This window comes from Anoxybacillus sp. MB8 (genome assembly GCF_011006755.1).
In the GTDB taxonomy this organism is placed as follows: Bacteria; Bacillota; Bacilli; order Bacillales; family Anoxybacillaceae; genus Anoxybacillus; species Anoxybacillus gonensis.
The window spans coordinates 103,686-128,719 of the sequence record NZ_RXXX01000001.1 but is presented as its reverse complement, the minus strand read 5'-3'; the positions used below and the strand labels follow the sequence as shown (position 1 = coordinate 128,719).

23 protein-coding genes are annotated in these 25,034 nt (G+C 44.5%); 19 read left to right on the top strand and 4 right to left on the bottom strand.

The genetic code is table 11. From position 1 onward, the window contains the following. The first annotated feature begins 88 nt into the window (after positions 1 to 88). The 12 genes from yqiS to EKC99_RS00685 all read left to right on the top strand — a co-directional run bounded on the left by yqiS (position 89) and on the right by EKC99_RS00685 (position 15,006). A complete protein-coding gene (gene yqiS / locus EKC99_RS00740) occupies positions 89 to 991 on the top strand; it encodes a phosphate butyryltransferase (protein WP_163149917.1) in 903 nt (300 codons plus the stop codon). Positions 992 to 1,007: 16 nt separating this feature from the next. Beyond that, positions 1,008 to 2,111 carry a branched-chain amino acid dehydrogenase gene (bcd, locus tag EKC99_RS00735; protein WP_009373861.1) on the top strand — a complete coding sequence of 368 codons (1,104 nt, stop codon included), beginning with the start codon at positions 1,008 to 1,010 and terminating at the stop codon, positions 2,109 to 2,111. A 62-nt stretch (positions 2,112 to 2,173) separates the two neighbouring features. After that, complete coding sequence (gene buk / locus EKC99_RS00730; protein ID WP_163149913.1) at positions 2,174 to 3,274, top strand: butyrate kinase; 1,101 nt, start codon at positions 2,174 to 2,176, stop codon at positions 3,272 to 3,274. Positions 3,275 to 3,286: 12 nt separating this feature from the next. After that, complete coding sequence (lpdA, locus tag EKC99_RS00725; protein ID WP_163149998.1) at positions 3,287 to 4,708, top strand: dihydrolipoyl dehydrogenase; 1,422 nt, start codon at positions 3,287 to 3,289, stop codon at positions 4,706 to 4,708. 14 nt (positions 4,709 to 4,722) lie between these two features. Continuing rightward, a complete protein-coding gene (locus tag EKC99_RS00720) occupies positions 4,723 to 5,721 on the top strand; it encodes a thiamine pyrophosphate-dependent dehydrogenase E1 component subunit alpha (protein WP_009373856.1) in 999 nt (332 codons plus the stop codon). A 2-nt stretch (positions 5,722 to 5,723) separates the two neighbouring features. After that, entirely contained in the window at positions 5,724 to 6,707 is a 984-nt protein-coding gene (locus tag EKC99_RS00715) for an alpha-ketoacid dehydrogenase subunit beta (protein ID WP_003394199.1), read from the top strand. Between the two features lie 12 nt (positions 6,708 to 6,719). Further along, positions 6,720 to 8,036 carry a dihydrolipoamide acetyltransferase family protein gene (locus EKC99_RS00710; RefSeq protein WP_009373855.1) on the top strand — a complete coding sequence of 439 codons (1,317 nt, stop codon included), beginning with the start codon at positions 6,720 to 6,722 and terminating at the stop codon, positions 8,034 to 8,036. A 159-nt stretch (positions 8,037 to 8,195) separates the two neighbouring features. Then, a complete protein-coding gene (locus EKC99_RS00705) occupies positions 8,196 to 10,175 on the top strand; it encodes a methylmalonyl-CoA mutase family protein (protein WP_163149911.1) in 1,980 nt (659 codons plus the stop codon). Then, on the top strand, positions 10,162 to 12,351 hold the full coding sequence (gene scpA / locus EKC99_RS00700) for a methylmalonyl-CoA mutase (RefSeq protein ID WP_163149908.1): 2,190 nt from the start codon (positions 10,162 to 10,164) through the stop codon (positions 12,349 to 12,351). Before EKC99_RS00705 ends, scpA begins: the two co-directional genes overlap by 14 nt. After that, positions 12,348 to 13,448: a methylmalonyl Co-A mutase-associated GTPase MeaB gene (gene meaB / locus EKC99_RS00695; RefSeq protein ID WP_163149905.1), complete on the top strand. Its 1,101-nt coding sequence runs from the start codon at positions 12,348 to 12,350 to the stop codon at positions 13,446 to 13,448. Before scpA ends, meaB begins: the two co-directional genes overlap by 4 nt. A 65-nt stretch (positions 13,449 to 13,513) precedes the next feature. Next, entirely contained in the window at positions 13,514 to 14,452 is a 939-nt protein-coding gene (locus tag EKC99_RS00690) for an aromatic acid exporter family protein (RefSeq protein WP_163149995.1), read from the top strand. Between the two features lie 50 nt (positions 14,453 to 14,502). Next, the gene (locus EKC99_RS00685) at positions 14,503 to 15,006 is read left to right on the top strand and encodes a L,D-transpeptidase (protein WP_163149992.1); all 504 of its coding nucleotides are present in this window, start codon (positions 14,503 to 14,505) and stop codon (positions 15,004 to 15,006) included. Positions 15,007 to 15,041: 35 nt separating this feature from the next. Here EKC99_RS00685 and prli42 read toward each other — a convergent pair whose 3' ends face one another. Continuing rightward, positions 15,042 to 15,137: a stressosome-associated protein Prli42 gene (prli42, locus tag EKC99_RS00680; RefSeq protein WP_009373849.1), complete on the bottom strand. Its 96-nt coding sequence runs from the start codon at positions 15,135 to 15,137 to the stop codon at positions 15,042 to 15,044. A 142-nt stretch (positions 15,138 to 15,279) separates the two neighbouring features. Here prli42 and mce point away from each other — a divergent pair, with 142 nt between their 5' ends. The 5 genes from mce to gndA all read left to right on the top strand — a co-directional run bounded on the left by mce (position 15,280) and on the right by gndA (position 20,428). Then, positions 15,280 to 15,693, top strand: coding sequence for a methylmalonyl-CoA epimerase (gene mce, locus EKC99_RS00675; RefSeq protein ID WP_035063622.1), 414 nt, complete (start codon positions 15,280 to 15,282; stop codon positions 15,691 to 15,693). Continuing rightward, positions 15,690 to 17,240, top strand: a complete 1,551-nt coding sequence (locus EKC99_RS00670) for an acyl-CoA carboxylase subunit beta (protein WP_035047846.1) — start codon at positions 15,690 to 15,692, stop codon at positions 17,238 to 17,240. The genes mce and EKC99_RS00670 overlap by 4 nt, the downstream gene beginning before the upstream one ends. 116 nt (positions 17,241 to 17,356) lie before the next feature. Then, positions 17,357 to 18,481 (top strand): tripeptidase T, encoded by a 1,125-nt coding sequence (locus tag EKC99_RS00665; protein WP_009373846.1) that lies wholly within the window; start codon positions 17,357 to 17,359, stop codon positions 18,479 to 18,481. A gap of 4 nt (positions 18,482 to 18,485) precedes the next feature. Continuing rightward, positions 18,486 to 18,953 (top strand): chemotaxis protein CheW, encoded by a 468-nt coding sequence (locus tag EKC99_RS00660; RefSeq protein WP_163149902.1) that lies wholly within the window; start codon positions 18,486 to 18,488, stop codon positions 18,951 to 18,953. 65 nt (positions 18,954 to 19,018) lie between these two features. After that, the gene (gndA, locus tag EKC99_RS00655) at positions 19,019 to 20,428 is read left to right on the top strand and encodes an NADP-dependent phosphogluconate dehydrogenase (protein WP_019416977.1); all 1,410 of its coding nucleotides are present in this window, start codon (positions 19,019 to 19,021) and stop codon (positions 20,426 to 20,428) included. 58 nt (positions 20,429 to 20,486) lie between these two features. On the opposite strand, the gene EKC99_RS00650 is transcribed toward gndA, so the two are convergent. Both EKC99_RS00650 and zwf read right to left on the bottom strand, forming a co-directional pair. Further along, positions 20,487 to 21,098 (bottom strand): cyclase family protein, encoded by a 612-nt coding sequence (locus EKC99_RS00650; protein ID WP_163149899.1) that lies wholly within the window; start codon positions 21,096 to 21,098, stop codon positions 20,487 to 20,489. Between the two features lie 13 nt (positions 21,099 to 21,111). Continuing rightward, on the bottom strand, positions 21,112 to 22,599 hold the full coding sequence (gene zwf, locus EKC99_RS00645; protein ID WP_009373843.1) for a glucose-6-phosphate dehydrogenase: 1,488 nt from the start codon (positions 22,597 to 22,599) through the stop codon (positions 21,112 to 21,114). Positions 22,600 to 22,718: 119 nt separating this feature from the next. Between zwf and rnz the strand changes: the two genes are divergently transcribed. Both rnz and EKC99_RS00635 read left to right on the top strand, forming a co-directional pair. Beyond that, positions 22,719 to 23,648, top strand: coding sequence for a ribonuclease Z (gene rnz / locus EKC99_RS00640; protein WP_163149896.1), 930 nt, complete (start codon positions 22,719 to 22,721; stop codon positions 23,646 to 23,648). A gap of 2 nt (positions 23,649 to 23,650) precedes the next feature. Continuing rightward, positions 23,651 to 23,968, top strand: a complete 318-nt coding sequence (locus EKC99_RS00635) for a CHY zinc finger protein (protein ID WP_163149893.1) — start codon at positions 23,651 to 23,653, stop codon at positions 23,966 to 23,968. Positions 23,969 to 24,005: 37 nt separating this feature from the next. Here EKC99_RS00635 and namA read toward each other — a convergent pair whose 3' ends face one another. After that, positions 24,006 to 25,007 (bottom strand): NADPH dehydrogenase NamA, encoded by a 1,002-nt coding sequence (namA, locus tag EKC99_RS00630; protein WP_163149891.1) that lies wholly within the window; start codon positions 25,005 to 25,007, stop codon positions 24,006 to 24,008. Positions 25,008 to 25,034: the final 27 nt, after the last annotated feature.

The window sequence follows — 25,034 nt, the reverse complement described above, 5'->3', positions numbered from 1 at the left end:
AAATAAAGCGTTTTCAATAACAAAAAAGTTGGCATGCTTTTTGCAAGAATAAAAAGTGACGAAAAAACAAAGGGGTTGAGCAGATGAGATGAAGCTACAATCGTTAATCACCGAAGCAACCCAATTTCCTGAAGCAACCGTAGCTGTTGCGGCAGCTGAAGACGAAGAGGTGTTAAAAGCAGTCGCACAAGCGTTACAAGCAGGATTCGGGCGATTTATTTTATATGGCGATGAATCCGTTTTATCGCGTCTTGTTCCCGAATATGTTCAAGACGAAAATCGCGATGCCATCCGCATCGTTCACGCTTCGACAAAAGAAGAAGCAGCTCACATGGCCGTCAAAGCGGTACATGAAAAAGAAGCAAGCGTCTTAATGAAGGGGAACGTGCCGACAGCAACCATTTTAAAAGCGGTGTTAAATAAAGAATACGGGCTGCGCACAGGTCGTGTTTTATCGCATGTTGCTGTATTTGATGTACCACACTATGAACGGCCAATTCTCGTCACTGACGCAGCGATGAGCATTGCACCTGATTTGCAACAAAAAACAGAAATTATTATGAACGCCGTACAAGTGGCGAAAGCAATTGGTATTCATATGCCAAAAGTCGCACCACTCGCCGCCGTTGAAGTTGTCAATCCAGCGATGCCGGCAACGATTGATGCAGCAGCGTTGTCGCTTATGAATCAACGCGGTCAGTTGAAAGATTGCATCGTCGATGGGCCGCTCGCTTTAGATAACGCCATTTCTGTTGAATCTGCCCAACATAAAGGCATTCAAAGCCCGGTAGCAGGACATGCTGACATTTTAGTTGTACCGAACATTGAAACGGGAAATGTGTTATATAAATCGCTCGTATACTTTGCCCGTGCGCAAGTAGGGGCGATGATTGCCGGAGCGAGAGCACCAATTGTATTAACATCTCGCGCAGATTCTGCAGAAAGCAAATTATACTCACTAGCACTAGCCATTTGTGCAACGAACAAATAACAAGGGGGAACGAAAGATGGAGATTTTCAAATATATGGAGCAATATGATTATGAGCAATTAGTGTTTTGCCAAGATAAAGAATCTGGGTTAAAAGCAATCATTGCTATTCATGATACAACGCTTGGACCAGCGTTAGGTGGCACGCGTATGTGGATGTACGAATCAGAAGATGCAGCCATTGAAGATGCGCTTCGTTTAGCGCGTGGGATGACGTATAAAAACGCAGCAGCTGGATTAAATCTTGGCGGTGGAAAAGCGGTCATCATTGGGGATCCACGGAAAGATAAAAACGAAGCGATGTTCCGTGCGTTCGGTCGCTTCATTCAAGGGTTAAACGGTCGCTACATTACAGCGGAGGATGTTGGTACAACGGTTGCTGATATGGATATTATTTACGAAGAAACAGACTATGTGACAGGGATTTCACCAGCATTCGGTTCGTCTGGAAATCCTTCTCCGGTTACTGCGTACGGCGTTTATCGTGGAATGAAAGCAGCAGCGAAAGAGGCTTTCGGTAGCGATTCTCTTGAAGGAAAAGTGATCGCGGTACAAGGAGTCGGTAACGTCGCTTACAATTTATGCCGTCATCTTCATGAAGAAGGGGCGAAGCTTATCGTTACAGACATTAATAAAGAAGCGGTGCAACGCGTTGTTGAAGAGTTTGGCGCACAAGCCGTTGACCCGAACGATATTTACAGCGTAGACTGCGATATTTTCGCTCCGTGTGCCCTTGGCGGTGTGATTAACGATCAAACGATTCCTCAATTAAAAGCGAAAGTCATTGCGGGCGCTGCGAACAACCAATTGCGCGAAGCAAGACATGGCGACATTATTCATGAAATGGGTATCGTTTATGCGCCAGACTATGTGATTAACGCGGGCGGTGTCATTAACGTAGCTGATGAGCTATACGGATATAACCGCGAACGCGCGATGAAAAAAGTTGAACAAATTTATAACAATATTGAAAAAGTCATCGAAATTGCGAAGCGTGACGGCATTCCAACATACCAAGCAGCAGACCGTTTAGCTGAAGAACGTATTGCAAAAATGCGTCAATCACGTAGCCAATTTTTACAAAACGGTCAACACATTTTAAGCCGTCGCCGCACACGCTAAACATAACAAAGCGAGGACGTTCGTTCTCGCTTTGTCGATGATAAAAAATGGAGGGGCAAACATTGCAGGAACATTCATTTCGCATCTTAGTCATTAATCCGGGATCGACGTCAACGAAAATTGGCGTTTTTGATAACGAGCGCTCCATTTTAGAAAAAACGATTCGTCATGATGCAGAAGCGTTACAAGTGTATAAAAAAATTATTGATCAATACGAATTTCGTAAGCAAACGATTTTAGAAACGCTTGATCATGAAGGTATCAATATTTCTAAGCTCGATGCAGTATGCGGCCGTGGAGGCTTACTTCGTCCAATTGAAGGTGGCACATATGCTGTGAATGAGGCGATGTTGCAAGATTTAAGACGCGGGTACTCTGGCCAACATGCTTCAAATCTTGGAGGCATTTTAGCACATGAAATTGCTTCCGCATTAAATATTCCAGCGTTTATTGTCGACCCAGTCGTTGTAGACGAACTGGACCCGATCGCTCGTATTTCCGGTTTTTCGTTAATCGAGCGTCGCAGCATTTTCCATGCATTAAATCAAAAAGCGGTCGCTCGTCGCGTCGCCAAACAGATGGGAAAAGCGTATGAAGAAGTTAATTTCATCGTTGCACATATGGGCGGTGGAATTACCGTTGGTGCGCATAAATGCGGTCGTGTCATTGATGTCAACAACGGATTAGACGGAGAAGGTCCGTTTAGCCCAGAACGTGCTGGAACTGTGCCAGCCGGGGATCTTGTTTCCCTTTGTTTTTCAGGCGAGTATTATCGTGAAGAAGTGATGCGCATGCTCGTTGGGGGAGGAGGTCTTGTTGGGTATTTAGGGACGAATGATGCGGTGAAAGTCGAGAAAATGATCGAAAATGGTGATGAAAAGGCGAAGCTCATTTATAGCGCCATGGCATATCAAGTAGCGAAAGAAATTGGAGCGGCAAGTGCCGTGCTAGCTGGAAAAGTCGATGCCATCATTTTAACAGGCGGTTTAGCGTATGGAAAACAATTTGTGAAAGAAATTGCTGATCGGGTACAATGGATCGCTGATGTCATCGTGCAACCAGGGGAAAATGAATTGCAGGCGCTTGCCGAAGGGGCGCTTCGCGTGTTGCGCGGAGATGAAGAAGCAAAAATATATCCACAAGCGGTCAAAACAACGGTTTAAGGGGATGAAATGATGGCAAAAGAGTACGATGTAGTCATACTTGGCGGCGGAACAGGCGGATATGTCGCTGCGATTCGCGCTGCCCAGCTCGGTTTAAAAACAGCAGTCGTTGAAAAAGGAAAGCTTGGAGGGACGTGCTTACATGCAGGATGCATTCCGAGCAAAGCGTTATTGCGCAGCGCGGAAGTGTATGCGCAAACAAAAGAAAGTGAAACGTTTGGCGTGCTAGCAAGTGATGTGCGTTTAGATTTTGCGAAAGTGCAAGCGCGCAAACAAGCGATTATTGACCAACTGCATAAAGGCATTCACATGTTGATGAAAAAAGGAAAAATCGACGTATATGAAGGAACGGGACGCATTTTAGGACCATCGATTTTTTCACCGATGTCGGGAACGATTTCTGTTGAGATGAACGACGGAACAGAAAACGAAATGCTTGTCCCAAAATACGTTGTCGTCGCAACAGGATCCCGCCCACGTACGTTACCGGGTTTAACAATTGATGGTCAATTTGTCATGACATCAGACGAAGCATTGCGCATGGAGACGTTGCCATCTTCTATCATCATTGTTGGCGGTGGTGTTATCGGAATCGAATGGGCATCGATGTTAAACGACTTCGGTGTAAATGTTACAGTCATTGAGTATGCAGATCGCATTTTGCCAACAGAAGACCGCGATGTGTCGAAAGAAATTGAAAAAATATTAAAACAGCGCGGCGTACGCATTGTTACAAAAGCGAAAGTGTTACCGGAAACGCTTGTTGTCGATCATGGCGTGCGCATTCAAGCGGAAATGAACGGACAAAACGAAACGTTTACAGCTGACAAAATGCTTGTTTCCGTTGGACGTCAAGCAAATGTTGAAGGCATTGGATTAGAAAATACGGATATTATCATTGAAAAAGGATTTATTCAAACGAATGAGTTTTATCAAACAAAAGAAAAACATATTTATGCGATTGGTGATGTGACCGGCGGTTTACAGCTTGCTCATGTCGCTTCCCATGAAGGAATGATCGCGATTGAACATCTTGCTGGAAAAGAAGTTCACCCACTTGATTATGCGATGGTACCAAAATGCATTTACAGTCGTCCGGAAGCCGCAAGCGTCGGCTTAACAGAAGAAGAAGCAAAAGCGAAAGGATATGAAGTGAAAGTCGGCAAATTCCCATTTAAAGCGATCGGAAAGGCACTTGTGTACGGAGAGGCTGAAGGGTTTGTAAAAATTGTCGCTGATGCAAAAACAGATGATTTGCTTGGTGTGCATATGGTTGGTCCACATGTAACGGATATGATTTCCGAAGCTGGATTAGCGCGTGTGCTCAATGCAACACCTTGGGAAATTGCCCACACAATTCATCCGCATCCGACGCTGTCAGAAGCGATGATGGAAGCGGCGCTTGCTGTTGATGGAAAAGCGATTCATTTTTAAAGGAGGAATGAATGATGGCGGAAAATCGTCATAAACAACTCGGTTTAAGCGATGAAACCGTTTTACAAATGTATGAAACGATGGTGTTAGCGCGTAAAATTGACGAGCGGATGTGGTTGTTAAACCGCGCAGGTAAAATTCCATTCGTTATCTCTTGCCAAGGACAAGAAGCGGCGCAAGTAGGAGCGGCATTCGCCTTAGATCGCACGAAAGACTACGTCTTGCCTTATTATCGTGACATGGGTGTTGTATTAACGTTCGGTATGACACCGACAGAATTGATGCTTTCAGCATTTGCGAAAGCGGAAGATCCAAACTCTGGCGGTCGCCAAATGCCAGGGCATTTCGGGAAAAAGAAAAACCGAATCGTCACCGGTTCTTCCCCTGTTACAACACAAGTGCCGCATGCGGTCGGCATTGCGTTAGCAGCAAAAATGGAGAAAAAAGATTTCGTATCGTTCGTTACATTTGGAGAAGGGTCTTCGAACCAAGGTGACTTCCACGAAGGAGCAAACTTTGCAGGCGTTCATAAGCTTCCGGTCATCTTTATGTGCGAAAACAATAAATATGCCATCTCTGTTCCAATTGAAAAACAATTAGCATGCGAAAAAGTATCAGATCGTGCGATCGGCTATGGCATGCCAGGGTATACAGTGGACGGTACAGATCCGCTTGAAGTATATCGCGTCGTAAAAGAAGCAGCAGATCGTGCACGCCGTGGTGAAGGACCAACGTTAATTGAAACGGTTGCTTATCGCTTAACAGCGCATTCGTCGGACGATGACGATCGTGCATATCGTACGCCAGAAGAAATCGCAGAAGCAAAATCAAAAGATCCAATTTATTTATTTGCGAACTACTTAAAAGAAGTCGGCGTATTAACGGATGAACTGGAAAAAGAAATTGTTGATCGCGTGATGAAACAAGTAAACGAAGCGACAGACTACGCAGAAAAAGCACCATATGCACAACCAGAACATGCGTTGAAATACGTGTACGCAGAGGAGGAATAAATATGCCTGTCATTTCATATATCGATGCCGTTACGATGGCCATTCGCGAAGAAATGGAACGTGACCCGCGCGTATTCGTACTTGGGGAAGATGTCGGAAAAAAAGGGGGCGTATTTAAAGCGACGCAAGGGCTTTATGATCAATTTGGGGAAGAGCGAGTCATTGATACGCCGTTAGCGGAATCTGCGATCGTTGGTGTCGGGATCGGTGCGGCGATGTACGGATTACGCCCAATTGCTGAAATTCAATTTGCGGATTTTATTATGCCTGCTGTCAACCAAATTATTTCTGAAGCGGCGCGCATTCGTTATCGTTCGAATAACGATTGGAATTGTCCAATTGTTATTCGTGCTCCATATGGTGGCGGCGTTCACGGAGCGCTATATCATTCTCAATCTGTTGAAGCAATTTTTGCGAATCAACCGGGATTAAAAATCGTCATGCCGTCTACACCGTACGATGTGAAAGGATTATTAAAAGCAGCGATTCGAGATGAAGATCCTGTGCTGTTCTTTGAGCATAAGAGAGCATATCGTCTCATTAAAGGGGAAGTTCCAACAGACGACTATGTGCTTCCGATCGGTAAAGCAGACGTCAAACGTGAAGGAGAAGACATTACAGTTATTACGTACGGCTTATGCGTTCATTTTGCTCTGCAAGCTGCTGAAAAATTAGCGCAAGAAGGCATTTCCGCTCACATTTTAGATTTGCGTACCGTCTATCCACTTGATAAAGAAGCGATCATTGAAGCAGCAAGCAAAACAGGAAAAGTATTGCTTGTGACAGAGGACAATAAAGAAGGAAGCGTCATGAGCGAAGTAGCGGCGATTATTGCAGAACATTGCTTATTCGATTTAGACGCACCGATTATGCGACTAGCTGGTCCAGACGTTCCAGCTATGCCATATGCGCCAACGATGGAAAAATTCTTTATGGTCAACCCAGATAAAGTCGAAAAGGCGATGCGCGAATTGGCGCAGTTTTAAGGAGGAGTCACGATGGCGATTGAGAAAATTACGATGCCACAGCTTGGAGAAAGTGTAACGGAAGGAACGATTAGTCAATGGCTCGTATCTGTTGGCACGCGTGTCAACAAATACGATCCGCTTGCCGAAGTGATGACAGATAAAGTGAATGCGGAAATTCCATCTTCATTTGCTGGTGTGATTAAAGAAATTATCGCAAAAGAAGGGGAAACGTTGCCAGTTGGCGCCGTCATTTGTACGATTGAAGTCGAAGGAGAAGGCACAGAAACGGCGGAAACGAAACGAGAAGAAGCACCAAAAGCGGAAGTTCCGGCAGCGCCAGCACAAGCAGCAGCACCGAAAAAACCAGCGGGAGCAAAAGGCCGCTATTCGCCAGCCGTTCTTCGCCTTGCCCAAGAGCACAACATCGACCTTGAACAAGTACAAGGAACAGGCATGGGCGGACGCATTACGCGCAAAGACTTGTTGAAATTGATTGAATCCGGCAACATCCCAACGCCAAGTCAAGCGCCAACAGCTCCCGTTCAAGCGCAAGCGTCTGTGCAATCGGTGCAAGAAGCACCAAAAGCGGAAGCTCCTGCTGCGGCAGCACCAAAACAAGCCGCTATGCCTAACGTACCTGTTCAACCGGGCGATATTGAAATTCCAGTGACACCAGTTCGTAAAGCAATTGCGACAAACATGCTTCGCAGCAAACATGAAGCACCGCATGCATGGACGATGGTTGAAGTCGATGTGACAAACTTAGTTGCTTATCGCGATTCGATTAAAGACGAATTTAAAAAGCGCGAAGGCTTTAACTTAACGTATTTTGCGTTTTTTGTAAAAGCGGTGGCTCAGGCGTTAAAAGAATTCCCACAAATGAACTCGATGTGGGCAGGAGATAAAATTGTTCAAAAGAAAGATATTAACATTTCAATTGCCGTAGCAACAGATGATGCCTTATTCGTTCCAGTGATTAAACATGCTGATGAAAAATCGATTAAAGGCATTGCGCGTGAAATCGCTGAATTAGCAGCGAAAGTGCGCGCAGGTAAGCTCCGTCCGGAAGATATGCAAGGGGGCACATTTACGGTCAATAACACAGGTTCGTTCGGTTCGGTGCAATCGATGGGAATCATTAACTACCCGCAAGCAGCAATTTTACAAGTTGAATCGATCGTGAAACGCCCTGTTGTAAAAGACGGCATGATTGCTGTTCGCGATATGGTTAACCTTTGCTTATCGCTAGATCATCGCGTACTTGATGGTTTAATTTGCGGTCGCTTTTTAGCGCGTGTCAAAGAAATTTTAGAGCATGTAACAAAAGAAAACACACCAATTTACTAATGATGAGGAAGAGGGTAACGAATGGTTATCCTCTTCTTCTTATATCAATGATTTCTCTTTTCTTCCTTTCGACGATGTACTACAATAAAAAATGTAACGAATATTTTCAAAAATAAGAAAAGAAAGCGTTTTAACAACAAAGGGGGATGGGGTGCCACAATGAAACAAATATCGTTTCCGATTCCAAGCTATGACGAATGGAAACAAGAAGTTGAGAAATCGCTAAAAGGAAAACCGTTTGATCGGTTATATGCCACAACATACGAGCAAATTCAATTAAAACCGATTTATACACGCGCTGATTTAGAGGGGGTGCCTATTGAACAATATCCAGGTTTTCCTTCATATGTGCGCGGAACAGAAGTAGAAGGATATATAAAAAAAGGATGGGAAGTCAGTCAACAGTGCGAGGCTTCGACACCTGAACGATGGAATGAGCTGATGAAACATCAACTTGAACGTGGACAGACAGAAATTCATGTCGTATTGCCGAAGCTAAAATTTGTTGTTCAAACGATAGAACAAATAAAAACGATGTTTTCAAACATTTCTCTAGAAAATTACTCGCTTCGCATCGATACAGGGGCATGTGCATTTCCGTTTCTTCCGCTTTTTGTCGCATATATTGAGGAAAGTGGACAGCCGCTTAGTCGCATGCGCGGGACGATCGGAATGGATCCACTTCATTCACTGACGATCACAGGAAAGCTTCCTATGCCGCTTTCTACTTTATATGATGTCATGGCTGATGTGACGACATGGGCGAAAACACATATGCCACATGTGAAAACAATCCTTGTTCATGCCGATCCGTATCATAATGGGGGAGGCAATGCGATTCAACAGCTTGCTTTTGCTTTTGCCTCAGCGGTAGAGTATATAAATGAATGTCTCGAACGAGGATTGACGATTGATGACGTAGCCAACCGTATCGATTTTTCTTTCCCAGTTGGCTCACATTTCTTTATGGAAATTGCGAAGCTACGTGCTGCGCGGCTCATTTGGTCAAACATTGTGCAAGCGTTCGGAGGAAGCGAACAAGCGCAAAAACTGTCTATTCATGCGCGTACGTCGTATTTTACGAAAACGGTATATGACCCGTACGTCAACATGCTTCGCGCAACGACAGAAGCGTTTGCTGCGATCGTCGGTGGAGCAAACAGCCTTCATGTTTCACCGTTTAACGAACCGTTTGCAACAGAAGATGAATTTGCAGAGCGCATCGCGAGAAACACACAACTTATTTTGTTAGAAGAAGCCCATATCGGAAAAGTGATCGATCCAGCTGGCGGATCGTATTATGTAGAAACGTTGACAGCACAACTAGCAGAAGAAGCTTGGAAATTATTTCAACAGGTCGAAGCGCAAGGCGGGATGACAAAAGCGCTTCAATGTGGATTTGTGCAAAAGGAAATTGAAAACATAGCAAAACAACGTGAACAACATGTGAAAGCAAGAAAAGAAAAGATCGTCGGAACGAACGTATATGCAAACATTGCTGAGCCGTCAGCACCGAAACATACGTATACCTCTTACGGAAGCAATCATACGTATATCGATGTAAAAACAATGGAAGAAGCGCTTTCGCTTGTTAAACGTCGAGCGATCGCTCAACATGTTATACATGAAAAGGAAAGCATGACGATCGTGGCACCGATCCGACAATGGCGCTTATCTGAGCCGTTTGAACAGCTTCGCAAAGCATCGGAACGCCATGCAGAAACAAGCGGTCAGCGTCCAACTGTGCATCTTGTGAATCTCGGTTCCATTCCAAAACATAAAACGCGCGCCGATTTTATGACAGGCTTTTTTGAAGCAGGAGGATTTACGGTCGTAAAAAATGACGGTTATATGACGATAGAGGAAGCCGTTAACGGCATACTTGAAACAAACGGAACGCATTATATCATTTGCGGAACAGATGATGATTATGTAGATGCCGTTCCGCATATTGTGCGTCAAGTAAAAACAGAAAAAAGCGATGTTCGCATATATGTCGCAGGAAAGCTGCCATCACATATTGAAGCAACGTTTATGGAAGCGGGCGTCAATGGATTCATTCATATCGGTTCGAACTGCTACGATACGATTTTCGCATTTATGAAAGATATGGGGGTGAACGTGGATGGGGAAAATTAATTTTGCCAATCGACCGTTACAATATGGACAGACAGTTGATGAACAAACGTGGAAAAAAGCGATCGAACAAAAAGTAAGAGCAACATTCGATGAGCTCGTATTCCAAACAAATGAACATATTGCGATCAAACCGCTATATACGAAAGAAGATATAGCAAACCTCGATTTTCTTGACTATATGCCGGGCATTCCACCATACGTTCGTGGGCCATATCCATCGATGTACGTCAATCGCCCGTGGACGATTCGGCAATACGCTGGCTTTTCGACAGCGGAAGAAAGCAATGCATTTTATCGTCGCAACTTAGCGATGGGGCAAAAAGGGCTGTCTGTCGCTTTTGATCTTGCAACACATCGGGGATACGACTCCGACCATCCGCGCGTTATCGGGGATGTCGGCAAGGCAGGGGTAGCCATTGATTCTGTGTTAGATATGAAAACGTTATTTGATGGCATCCCGCTTGACCAAATGTCCGTATCGATGACGATGAACGGTGCCGTATTGCCAATTATGGCGTTTTACATTGTGACGGCCGAAGAACAAGGAGTAAAACAAGAACAGCTATCTGGAACGATTCAAAATGACATTTTAAAGGAATATATGGTGCGGAATACGTACATTTATCCACCAGAAATGTCCATGCGTATTATCGCAGACATTTTTGCGTATACGTCAAAACATATGCCGAAATTCAACAGCATAAGTATTTCAGGTTACCATATGCAAGAAGCAGGAGCACCTGCAGATATTGAACTCGCGTATACGCTTGCGGATGGATTAGAGTATGTGCGCACAGGACTAAAAGCAGGCATTGACATTGATTCATTTGCTCCGCGTCTATCGTTTTTCTGGGCGATTGGGATGAACTATTTTATGGAAGTAGCAAAAATGCGGGCAGCGCGAATCATTTGGGCGAAAATGATGAAGACGTTTCATCCGAAAAACCCAAAATCGCTCGCCCTTCGCACGCATTCGCAAACATCGGGATGGAGCTTAACTGAACAAGATCCGTTTAATAACGTCGTGCGCACATGTTTAGAAGCGCACGCCGCAGCGATGGGACATACGCAGTCGCTTCATACCAATGCGCTTGATGAGGCCATTGCATTGCCGACGGACTTTTCCGCTCGCATCGCACGCAATACGCAGCTTTATTTACAAGAAGAAACAGGCATTTGCCAAGTCATTGACCCATGGGCAGGTTCGTATTATGTGGAAACGTTAACGAACGAATTAATGAAGCGTGCATGGGCTCACATTGAAGAAATCGAAAATCTCGGCGGAATGGCGAAAGCGATTGAAACAGGTTTGCCAAAAATGCGCATCGAAGAAGCTGCGGCAAGAAGGCAAGCAAAAATTGACTCCGGTGCGGAGACGATTATCGGCGTGAATAAATATCGTCCAGAAAAAGAACAACCGATCGATATTTTAGAAGTCGATAATACGGCCGTTAGAGAGCGGCAAATTGAAAAATTAAAACAGTTGCGCGCTTCTCGTGATGAAGAACGCGTTCAACAAACGTTGCAAGCAATTACGAAAGCAGCAGAAACAGGTGAAGGAAACTTGCTTGCATTAGCGGTAGAGGCAGCGCGCGCTCGGGCGACGTTAGGAGAAATATCTGATGCGATTGAAAAAGTAGCAGGCAGGCATAAAGCGGTCATTCGTTCCGTTAGCGGCGTATATAGTTCAGAGTTTACAAACGAAGAAGAAATTGCCCGCGTCAAAAAAATGACGGATGAATTTTACGAACTAGAAGGAAGACGGCCACGCATTTTAATTGCAAAAATGGGACAAGATGGACATGACCGCGGAGCAAAAGTGATTGCGACGGCCTTTGCTGATTTAGGGTTTGATGTCGATATCGGTCCGCTCTTTCAAACACCAGAAGAAACGGCTCGGCAAGCGGTTGAAAACGATGTACATGTCGTTGGCATGAGCTCGCTTGCTGCGGGGCATAAAACGTTGTTGCCACAACTTGTTGAAGAGTTGCGGAAATTAGGGCGTGAAGATATTATCGTTGTCGTTGGTGGAGTCATTCCACCGCAAGACTACGAATTTTTATATGAACATGGCGCAGCTGCAATTTTTGGACCAGGTACAATCATCCCGGTAGCAGCACAAAAAGTATTGCATGAGATTTATCGACGACTCGGTTACGAGGAAGTGAGTGAATGAGCGAAGAACGGACATCTCGGCCTGAATGGGCTGATGACGGAAAGATGTTTGCAACGTCGTATGTGAAAGGAAACGATCGTGCCCATTTAGCGAAAGAAAACCGATCGATAAAACGAAAAGAACGTTCCGTTGAGGAATATGTCGCAGGTGTATTAAATCATGATCGCACCATTTTAGCGCAAGCAATCACGCTTATTGAAAGCAATGCAGCAAAACATACCGAAAAAGCTCAGCGCATTTTGCATGAACTTCTTCCATATGTCGGGCGCTCCATTCGCATTGGCATTACCGGTGTACCAGGAGCGGGAAAAAGTACGTTTATTGAAGCGTTTGGACAATTTTTATGTGAGAAAGGACATCGTGTTGCCGTATTAGCTGTCGATCCGAGCAGTTCAATTACAGGAGGAAGCATTCTTGGCGATAAAACGCGCATGGAACATTTAGCGCGCCATCCGCGTGCGTTTATTCGCCCCTCCCCATCAGGCGGGACGCTCGGTGGGGTGCATCGCAAAACACGCGAGACGATGTTGCTTTGTGAAGCGGCTGGATATGATATAATTCTTGTGGAAACGGTTGGTGTTGGTCAAAGCGAAGTGGCGGTGCGCGGTATGGTTGATTTTTTCTTATTGCTCGCTTTAACGGGCGCTGGTGATGAATTGCAAGGAATGAAAAGAGGAATGATGGAGCTCGTCGATGCGATCGTCATTAATAAGGCAGATGGCGACAATAAAAAGAAAGCAGAAGTAGCGAAAGAAGAATATAATCAAATTTTACACTACTTGCGTCATGCAACGAAAGGCTGGGAAACGAAAGCCTATACATGTTCTTCTCTTTACGGGGAGGGCATCGAACAAATTTGGGAAGTGATCGAAAAATTTGTGCAAACGACAAAACAATCGGGTGTGTTTGAGGAAAGAAGAAGAGAGCAGATGAAAGATTGGCTACATGCGATGATTAAAGATTACTTACACAACCGCTTTTTTCATCATCCAGTTGTACAACAACAGTTGCCGGCTATTGAAGAAGATGTGATGGCAGGAAAACAGCCTGTCACGATGGCTGCCGAGCAATTAATTCGTTTATATGAACAAATGTAAAAGGTGTCCGTGATGGGCACCTTTTATATTTGAATGTGTTATAATGGGGGCGGAGTGTGATAGTTATGCTAAAAATTGGTTATCGAACGACGAAAACAGCGATCGGAACAGCGAGCGCGATTGCGATTGCCCAATCGTTGCATCTTGAAAATTTCGCTTCTGCCGGAATTATTACATTACTTTGCATTCAAGTGACGAAAAAAAAGTCATTGCAAACGGCGCGTGCTCGGTTTGTTGCCGGTTTAGTTGGCTTGTTGTTTTCGTTTTTCTTTTTTGAAGGGCTTCGTTATCATCCGCTTTCGATCGGTTTATTGCTGTTATTTTTTATTCCGACGACCGTTTCGTTGAAAGTGACCGAAGGAATTGCGACAAGTGCGGTCATCATTTTGCACGTATATATGGCGAAAACGATGACGTGGCATCTCGTATATAATGAGGTGATGTTGATGATTATCGGCATCGGCATCGCTTTGCTCGTCAATATGTACATGCCGAGCGTAGAAAAAGATTTAAAAGAATATCAGCGCATTGTAGAAGATTTATTTCGCATCATTTTTAAAGAAATTGTTCATTATTTACGGACGAATGAAAGTTTATGGGATGGAAAAGAAATTGCGTTAGCGGGCGATACGTTAAAGCAAGCAAAGGCGCTTGCATTGCAAAATATTGAAAACCATTTTTTGCGCAATGAAGATTATTATTACCGATATTTTCGTATGCGCGAACGGCAATTTGAAATTATTGAGCGGATGTTGCCACTGATTAGTTCCATGACATATACGGTCGAGCAACGCAATATGATTGCTGATTTTATCGATGAACTAAGCGATGCGATTCACCCGGGAAATACAGCGGATCGTTTTATTCAACAACTTGAGGAGATGAAAAAGCAGTTTCAACAAATGCCGTTACCAAAAACGCGCGAGGAGTTTGAACAACGTGCGGCTCTTTTGCATTTTGTGAAAGAGATGGAACAATATTTAATCATCAAAAGTCAATTGTAGCCGTATGATCGCCCTTTTTTCACGCACAATAATTGAAAAAGGGTGAGATGATGCCGCTTCTTTTTGCTTTTTTTCTTTTTCTTTCACCGCTTTGGCCGCTCGGAGACAATCCACGTGTTGGTGATCCGATGATTATTGTTAACAAACAAACGAATCAACTTGCTTTTATTCGCCATGGGAAAATTGAACGTATATATCGTGTTGCTACAGGAAAAACGAATGCGCTCACGCCAGAAGGATTATTTACCGTCACGGTAAAGGCAATCAATCCGTACTATCGAAAGAAAAACATTCCAGGCGGCGCCCCGAACAATCCGCTCGGTACAAGATGGATCGGATTTGATGCGCGCGGGACAGATGGACGAACGTATGGGATTCATGGAACGAATCGACCGTCATCGATTGGACGTTATATAACCGAAGGATGTGTACGCATGCACAATCGCGATGTCGAGGCGTTATATCCGAACGTGCCAATAGGAACGAAAGTAGCGATTGTAAAAACAAATGAATCGTTTCAGCAGCTCGGTAAAAAGTATGGGGCGCTGAAATAAACAAAGAACAAGCTGACCGAATTGGTCAGCTTGTTCTATATCCACATGCTTAATCCAGCGAGCAAAGAAGTCAAAAGCATCGAGCCGAGCATTAAATAAACAACAATTTTTTGCACTTTTTTTGAATGCATGTTCTTCACCTCTTGCTTCCTATTGTACAAACATGCTGTTTGGCAAACAAGAAGGAAAAATGCAAAAAAAGAAGGAAAAAAGAAAAAAGATGTCGAAATACATAGATGGTTTGCAACCGAGAACAACAAAGGGGTTGGGGTTATGGAGGTAAAAAAAGTCGATCATATTGGCATTGCAGTCAAATCGTTAGACGAGGCGCTTCCGTTTTATACGGATACGCTCGGCTTATCGTGCATTGGCATTGAAACAGTCGAATCAGAACAGGTCCGGGTAGCATTTTTAAAAGTTGGCGATGTCAAGCTTGAACTGCTTGAGCCGCTCTCTGAACATAGCCCGATTGCTTCTTTTATTGAAAAGCGAGGCGAAGGCATTCATCATGTCGCGCTTGGGGTTGATCATATCGAACAGCGCATCGAAGAGTTAAAAAATAACGGCATTCGTATGATTCACGAGCAACCGAAGCGCGGTGCAGGCGGTGCACACATCGCTTTTATGCATCCGAAGTCAGCCCGCGGCGTGTTATATGAGCTTTGTGAAAAGGTCGGTGGGCAATAATGGACATGTACGATAAAATCAACGAGCTGTATGACCGTCGCCGAGAAATTGAGTTAGGCGGTGGCGACGATAAAATTGCAAAACAACATGAAAAGGGAAAATTAACAGCAAGAGAGCGCATCGATCTTTTATTAGATGAAGGGACGTTCGTTGAGTTAAATCCGTTTATTGAACATCGTTGCACCGATTTTGGATTAGCGGGAAAAAAAGGACCAGGTGACGGAGTTGTCACAGGATACGGTAAAATCGATGGGCGAACAGTATTTGTCTTTTCGCAAGACTTTACTGTATTCGGTGGAGCACTTGGGGAGATGCATGCGAAAAAAATTGCGAATATTATGGATTTAGCGGCGAAAACAGGGGCTCCAATCATTGGATTAAACGATTCTGGTGGCGCGCGCATTCAAGAAGGTGTATTGTCGCTTGATGGATACGGCCATATTTTTTATCGGAACTCGATTTATTCGGGGGTCGTTCCACAAATTTCCGTCATTATGGGGCCATGTGCAGGAGGGGCTGTCTATTCACCAGCCATTACTGATTTTGTATTTATGGTCGAAAAAACGAGCCAAATGTTTATTACCGGACCGAAAGTGATTGAAACGGTGACAGGCGAAAAAATTAGCGCGGAAGATTTAGGTGGCGCGCGCGTTCATAATACGATTAGCGGAAATGCTCACTTTTCAGGAGCGACAGAAGAAGAGGTGCTTGCGCAAGTACGACGACTATTAAGCTATCTTCCACAAAATTGTCAAGAAAAGCCGCCTGCTGCACCTGCACAAAAGGAAAGCGATTATCGTCCCGATTTAGCGGATGCCATTCCTATTGATGCGGTGCGTCCATACGATGTGCGAAACGTCGTGTGGCAAGTCGTTGACGAAGGATCGTTTATGGAAGTACAAAAAGATTTTGCGAAAAATATTGTCATCGGTTTTGCCCGCATAAAAGGGGAAGTTGTCGGACTTGTATGCAACCAGCCGAAGTTTATGGCGGGAGGACTAGATATTGACTCATCGGATAAAGCGGCGCGCTTTATTCGCTTTTGCGACTCGTTTAATATTCCGATTATTACATTTGAAGATGTGACAGGCTTTTTCCCAGGAGTCAAACAAGAGCACGGGGGCATCATTCGCCATGGAGCGAAAATTTTATATGCGTATTCGGAAGCGACGGTGCCGAAAATAACGGTCATTTTACGGAAAGCATATGGCGGAGCATACGTTGCATTAAACAGTAAATCGATCGGAGCCGATGTCGTATACGCATGGCCAAATGCAGAAATTGCCGTTATGGGACCACAAGGGGCAGCGAACATTATTTTCGCAAGCGACATCGAAAATAGTCCGAACCCAGAAGAAACGCGGGCGCAAAAAATTGAAGAATACCGCGATAAGTTCGCGAATCCGTATGTCGCAGCCAAGTACGGTATGGTCGATGACGTCATCGATCCGCGAGATACGAGAATCAAGCTCATTCAAGCGCTCGATATGCTTCGCCATAAACAGGAAGAGCGTCCAAAAAAGAAACATGGGAATATTCCGTTGTAAACATATACCGCCATTCGTTTGGCGGTATATATTTTTTGAAAAATAATCGTACATTTCGCAAACGATGTAAAAATCCGTTATACTTAAAAGTGAGTACATACATAGGAGGATGCATGATGGTCAATGAGCAACGTTTAGTTGATGAATTTTTAGAGCTTGTACAAATTGATTCTGAAACAAAATATGAACGTGACATTGCAGATGTGCTGAAAGCGAAATTTGAAGCGCTCGGTTTACACGTTATTGAAGATGATACGACCGCACAAACAGGTCATGGAGCAGGAAACTTAATTTGTACATTGCCCGCGACAAAAGAAGGAGTCGATCCGATTTACTTCACATCACACATGGATACCGTTGTGCCAGGAAAAGGGGTCAAGCCGTCGATTCAAGATGGATATATTGTGACAGATGGGACAACGATTTTAGGAGCGGACGATAAAGCAGGGCTTGCCGCCATGTTTGAAGCGATCCGAGTATTAAAAGAAAAACAAATCGCGCACGGCACAATTCAATTTATTATTACTGTTGGAGAAGAGTCCGGTCTCGTTGGGGCGAAGGCGCTTGATCCGTCGCTCATTCAAGCGAAATTTGGATATGCGCTAGATAGCGATGGAAAAGTTGGACAAATTATCGTTGCTGCTCCGACGCAAGCGAAGTTGAAAGTGACCGTTCACGGAAAGACGGCTCATGCTGGTGTTGCACCAGAGCGTGGCGTATCGGCAATTACAATCGCCGCGAAAGCGATTGCGCAAATGCCGCTTGGGCGCATCGATGAAGAAACAACCGCCAACATCGGCCGTTTTGAAGGTGGAACACAAACAAATATCGTTTGCGATCGCGTTGACATTTTAGCAGAGGCGCGTTCGCTCGTTCCGGAAAAAATGGAAGCGCAAGTCGCGAAAATGAAAGAAGCGTTTGAGCGAGTAGCGGAAGAAATGGGTGGTCGTGCAGATGTTCACGTGGAAGTGATGTACCCAGGATTTAAATTTGGAGATGGGGATCATGTTGTTGAAGTAGCGAAGCGAGCGGCTGAAAAAATTGGTCGTCCGCACGAGCTGTTGCGTAGCGGTGGCGGTAGCGATGCGAATGTCATTGCAGGATTTGGTATTCCGACTGTAAACTTAGCGATCGGTTATGAAGACATTCATACAACAAATGAACGAATGCCAATTGAAGAACTTGTCAAAGCAACGGAGATGGTGCTTGCCATTATTGAGGAAGTAGCGACAAGGGGGTGAAACGATGGAAAAAGTCGTCGTTTTTCAACTTGCGAACGAACAATATGCCATTCCCGTTGAACATGTTGTTTCCATCGAAAAAATGAGCCGTCCGACGATCATCCCAGGAATGCCTTCGTATATGCTCGGTGTTGTGCGCATTCGCGGCGAACTCGTTCCTGTGCTTGATACGTCGCAAATTTTATATCGCCGTCCATATACAGAAACAGAAAAAACGCGTCTCATCGTTGTCGATACAGACGATGTACATGTTGCGTTTATTGTAGACGATGCAAAAGAAATTATTGATATCCCGTCACATATGATGAAGCAAGTGAATATGCTCGCTTATCAACAAACGCCATACTTCATCGGCATTGCGAACTTGCCTGATCGGCTAATTACCGTCATTGATCCGACAATATTGTTCGATCATTTAGAAGGATCGAGTACAATTAAAGAACATATAAAAAATGAGAAACAGAACACTTGAACGAGAAAAGATGATTATGGTATGTTCTTTTTTGAACAATCAAAATATAGAAAGGAACGTTTGCTATGGCGAAACAACAAATTGGTGTGATCGGTTTAGCGGTCATGGGAAAAAACTTGGCGCTTAACATTGAAAGCCGTGGATATTCCGTTGCCGTATATAACCGTTCACGCGAAAAAACAGACGAGTTTTTAAAAGAAGCGGAAGGGAAAAACGTCGTCGGTACATATAGCATCGAAGAGTTTGTCAACGCACTTGAAAAACCGCGCAAAATTTTATTAATGGTAAAAGCAGGTGCCGCAACAGACGCAACCATTGAGCAACTAAAGCCGTATTTAGAAAAAGGCGATATCGTGATTGATGGCGGCAACACGTATTTTAAAGATACACAACGCCGCAATAAAGAACTTGCTGAACTTGGTATTCATTTTATCGGTACAGGCGTTTCCGGTGGAGAAGAAGGGGCGCTGAAAGGCCCTTCCATTATGCCGGGGGGACAAAAAGAAGCGCACGAACTCGTTCGCCCGATTTTTGAAGCGATTGCCGCAAAAGTCGATGGCGAGCCGTGTACGACATATATCGGTCCAGACGGTGCGGGCCATTACGTAAAAATGGTGCATAACGGCATTGAATACGGCGATATGCAATTAATTGCCGAAGCGTACTTTTTACTAAAACATGTGCTTGGCTTAAACGCGCAAGAGCTTCACGAAGTGTTTGCGGAGTGGAATAAAGGAGAATTAGATAGTTATTTAATCGAAATTACGGCAGACATTTTTACAAAAATCGATGAAGAAACAGGCAAGCCGCTCGTCGATGTCATTTTAGACAAAGCAGGGCAAAAAGGAACAGGAAAATGGACGAGCCAAAACGCGCTCGATTTAGGCGTTCCGCTGCCGATTATTACCGAGTCCGTATTTGCGCGCTTTATTTCCGCCATGAAAGAAGAACGTGTGCAAGCAAGCAAGCTATTAGCAGGCCCAGCAGTGAAGCCGTATGAGGGTGATCGCGCGCACTTCATTGAAGCCGTTCGCCGCGCGCTTTACATGAGTAAAATTTGCTCGTACGCCCAAGGCTTTGCGCAAATGAAAGCTGCTTCGGAAGAATACAACTGGAATTTACAATACGGCAATATCGCGATGATTTTCCGTGGCGGTTGCATCATTCGTGCGCAATTTTTACAAAAAATTAAAGAAGCGTACGACCGCGATCCAGCGTTGCCAAACTTATTGCTCGATCCATACTTTAAAGACATCGTCGAAAACTATCAACAATCGCTTCGCGAAATTGTCGCAACCGCAGCGATGCGCGGCATTCCAGTCCCAGCGTTCGCTAGCGCCTTAGCATATTACGACAGCTATCGAATGGACACATTGCCAGCGAACCTTATCCAAGCACAGCGCGACTACTTCGGTGCGCACACATACGAGCGTATCGACAAAGAAGGCGTTTTCCATACGGAATGGTTGAAATAAACGAACACCCCCTAGGGCAAGTGGCTCTAGGGGGTATACTTTTTCCACCAGCAAATGCTTATTGTTCAAACAATAATACACGCGCTGGGGCGGCGTCAGTGCCGACGAGTTTGAGGGGAGCAGCAACCATCCAATATTCGCCAGCTGGTACGTCTTTTAGGCGAAGTCCTTCGATGACGATAATGCCGTGACCGAACAACGTTTTATGTGTTGGATGTCCCGCTTGGTTTCGTTCGACGCCGAGCGCATCAATGCCGACGCCGCGAATGCGTTTTTTTGCTAAGTGCATCGCAGCATCTTCAGCAACGTAAATAAATTCAAAGTTAAAGGCATCGTCGAATGAATTTTTTGTTTTAAATAAGATAAAATCATTCTCTTGAATATCAAAATGAATGAGATCTTCTTTTGTAATGCGATCATTGACGTTTGTGACGTCTAAAACTTTGCAGTAGCCGACGAGTTTTTCAAGCGGAATCGTTTCAAATGTTTCCCCGTCTTTTACCATATGGAGTGGTGCGTCAATGTGCGTGCCCGTATGCACATCCATATCGATGCGCGATTCAGTGACGTAATCGTTCGTGACGGTCGTTAGCTTCGGCTGTTTTTCCGGCTTATTTTTATACACAGGCATCCCTTCAAAAATCGGGGCGGTGACATCGTACATTTTCATGTTTCGTTCCTCCTTACATTGTTCCGTTTAGCGACCACCAGTGGAAGCCGTCTTTTTGCAATAGTTCATCTGCCTTTTTTGGCCCCATCGAGCCAGCTTCGTAGTTCGGGAAGTCAACCGCTTTCGTATTTTCCCATACTTCAGAAATCGGGTCGACAAAGCTCCATGACGCAGCGACTTCGTCCCAGTGCGTAAAGTTTGTCGCATCGCCGCGCATGCAGTCATATAACAACTTTTCATACGCTTCTGGTGTATTAATGCCGTCAATGCAATTGTTGCAGTAATCTAGCTTAATCGGCGTCGTTTTCATGCTTTCGCCGCTTTTTTTCGCATTTAAATGAAGCGTAATCCCTTCATCTGGTTGAATATGAATGACGAGCAAATTCGGATGAACGTATTCGCTCGTGCGATAATATAAATTCATCGGTACGTCTTTAAATTGCACAACAATTTTCGTTGATTTTTCAGTCATTCGTTTTCCTGTTCGTATGTAAAATGGCACACCTGCCCACCGGAAGTTGTCGATCATTAGTTTCCCTGCGACAAACGTTTCCGTATTAGAATGTGGATCGACGCTATGTTCTTCACGATACCCGACGACTTGTTGCCCGCGCACAATGCCGCGCCCGTATTGCCCGCGCACGAAATATTTGTCGACGTCATCATGCGTCATCGGACGAAGCGCGCGAAGCACTTTCACTTTTTCACTGCGAATGTCATCTGTTGTCAGCTTAATTGGCGGCTCCATTGCGAGAAGGGCAACCATTTGTAGCATATGGTTTTGCACCATATCGCGAAGCGCACCAGAATGATCATAGTAACGACCGCGATCTTCCACTCCGAGCGTTTCGCTTGATGTAATTTGAATATTGGCAATAAAGCGATTGTTCCAAAGCGGTTCAAAAATCGCGTTCGCAAAGCGAATGACTTCAATGTTTTGCACCATTTCTTTTCCAAGGTAATGGTCAATTCGGAAAATTTGTTCCTCGGAAAACGATTGTCGAATTTCTTCATTTAATTTTTGTGCGCTCTGTAAATCGTGTCCGAACGGCTTTTCAATAACTAATCGCGTCCAGCCGTTTGTCGCTGTCAGTCCTTCTGATTTTAAATGCGATGTAATCGTTCCGAAAAACTCAGGCGCCATCGCCAAGTAAAAAATGCGGTTGCCTGGAATATGAAATTGCTCTTCCACCCGCGTTAATAATTCATTTAATTGTTCATATGATTTTGTATTTGTTGCATCTAATGAATGATAGTAAAAATGAGAAATAAATTGATTATCCATTAATTCTTGTTTTGTTGCTTCTTCAATCGTTTCTTTTACGTAATGACGAAACGATTCATCTGTATGGGGACGACGAGCGACGCCAACAACCGCAAACTGTTCAGAAAGCTTTCCTTTTTGATAAAGTTTATAAATAGATGGGAATAATTTGCGTTTTGCTAAGTCGCCAGTCGCGCCAAAAATAACAATTGTTGCTTTTGGTTGTACGTCATTCACGGACCATATACCTCACTTTTATTCATTTTTTGAAAGGTTCATGATAATGTAATTTTAGAGGTTTATTGTGGTAAACGCAAATGTTTTATCCGACTAAAGAAAAGAGAGGAGTTTGTAGCGTGGAATTATTGTTTTTAGGAACGGGCTCTGGTGTCCCGTCAAAAGGGAGAAACGTATCGGCAGTTGCCCTTCAGCTATTAGAAGAAAGAGGAGCGACATGGCTGTTCGATTGCGGCGAAGCAACGCAACATCAAATTTTACATACGTCTATTCGCCCGCGACGCATTGAACGTATTTTTATTACTCATTTACACGGCGATCACATTTTTGGCTTGCCTGGATTGCTTGGAAGTCGCTCATTTCAAGGGGGAGAAACGCCTCTTTTTGTTTACGGTCCGGCTGGTATTCGTTCGTTTGTTGAAACTGCCTTGGCGGTTAGCGGCACGCGGTTAAAATATGATTTGCATATTCATGAGTTTACAGAAGGTGTTATCTTTGAAGATGAGCAGTTTATTGTTACAGCGAAATTGCTTGATCACGGTTTGCCTTCATACGGTTTTCGAATCGTTGAAAAAGATTTACCGGGCACGTTGCTCGTTGATCAATTGCGTGTACTTGGCGTGCGCCCAGGCCCGATTTATCAACAAATTAAGCGAGGGGAGATTGTCACATTAGATGATGGAACTGTCATTGATGGACGGAACTTTGTAGCCCCGCCAAAGAAAGGACGCATTGTTTCGATTATAGGAGATACGCGTTATTGTGAGGCGAGTGTGGAATTGGCGAAACAAGCGGACGTCCTTGTCCACGAGGCAACATTTCGTGCCAAAGAAGCGCATTTAGCGCATGATTACTATCATTCAACGACGTTGCAAGCAGCGGAAGTAGCGAAACGAGCGGAAGTGAAGCAACTCATTTTGACACATATTAGTTCCCGTTACCAAGGAGAGATGTGTGACGAACTCGTTGAAGAAGCGAAAACGATTTTTCCGAACGTGTCACTTGCTTTCGATTTTTCATCGTTTCCAATTTTACGAAAAGAGGGTTAACAATGATCGAAGTAAAAGGAAGCGTCATTGATAAACACACACGATGTGTACATTATCATAGTGAACGCGATGTCATTGCGATTAAGTTTTATTGCTGCAAAACATATTTTCCGTGTGTACATTGCCATGAACAACATGGTTGTGGCAAGCATATCGTATGGCCGAAAGAACGTTTTCATGAAAAAGCGGTTTTATGCGGTGTTTGTCAAACTGAGCTGACGATTGAACAATATATGACAAGCAATTACCATTGCCCACATTGCAACGCGGCGTTTAATCCGGGATGTCAACTTCACGCTTACTATTATTTTGAAATGTAAAAGGATGTCCGCCACATTGGACATCCTTTGTCGTGTTTTACCACCCTCTGACATATGGCTTCGGTGCTTCAAGCGATATACCGAGTTCGTTGGCAGCTGTTTTTGGCCAATATGGGTTGCGAAGAAGCTCGCGACCGATAAAAATGAGATCGGCACGGCCATTGCGTAAAATTTCTTCCGCTTGTAAGCTAGACGTAATGAGTCCGACAGCACCAGTTGGCACGTTTGCTTCACGGCGAATCGTTTCCGCAAATGGCACTTGATAACCTGGATACGCATCAATTTTTGCTGGAACGACGGCGCCAGAGCTGACGTCAATGAGGTCAACGCCTTGCGCTTTCATTTGTTTTGCATATTCGACATAGTCTTTCACTGTTAAACCATCTGGATGATAATCGTGTGCGGAAATACGGACAAATAGCGGTCCGTTCCATACTTCTTTTACTGCTTCAATGATTTCACTTAAAAAGCGGTAACGGTTTTCTCCACCGTATTCGTCTGTTCGTTTGTTTGTGAGCGGCGATAAAAATTCGTTAATGAGATAGCCGTGAGCAGCATGAATTTCAATGACGTCAAATCCCGCTTCTTTGGCGCGTCGTGCCCCTTGTTGAAACGCATCGATCGTTTCTTCAATGTCTTCTTTTGTCATTTCTTTTGGTGTTCGCATCGTTTCATCAAATGGAATGGGGGATGGTGCAATAATTTCTCCAGAAACGGTTGCCTTTCGTCCGGCATGGGCAAGCTGAATGCCGATGTTTGCACCTTGTTCATGAACGAGCGTGGTAAGCGTACGCAAGCCGTCGATATGGTTATCATCCCAAATCCCTAAATCGCGAGCTGAAATTCGTCCTTGTGGCGTCACGGCTGTCGCTTCCACCATAATGAGCCCGACTTGCCCGACAGCGCGCGTTGCATAATGAACGAGATGCCAGTTGTGCACCGTTCCGTCTTCGCGATCGCACGCATACATACACATCGGCGACATAACAATGCGGTTTTTAAAGGTAACATCTCGAATCGTATATGGTGAAAATAACATGTTTCATCCCTCCCACAGTATGTTTCA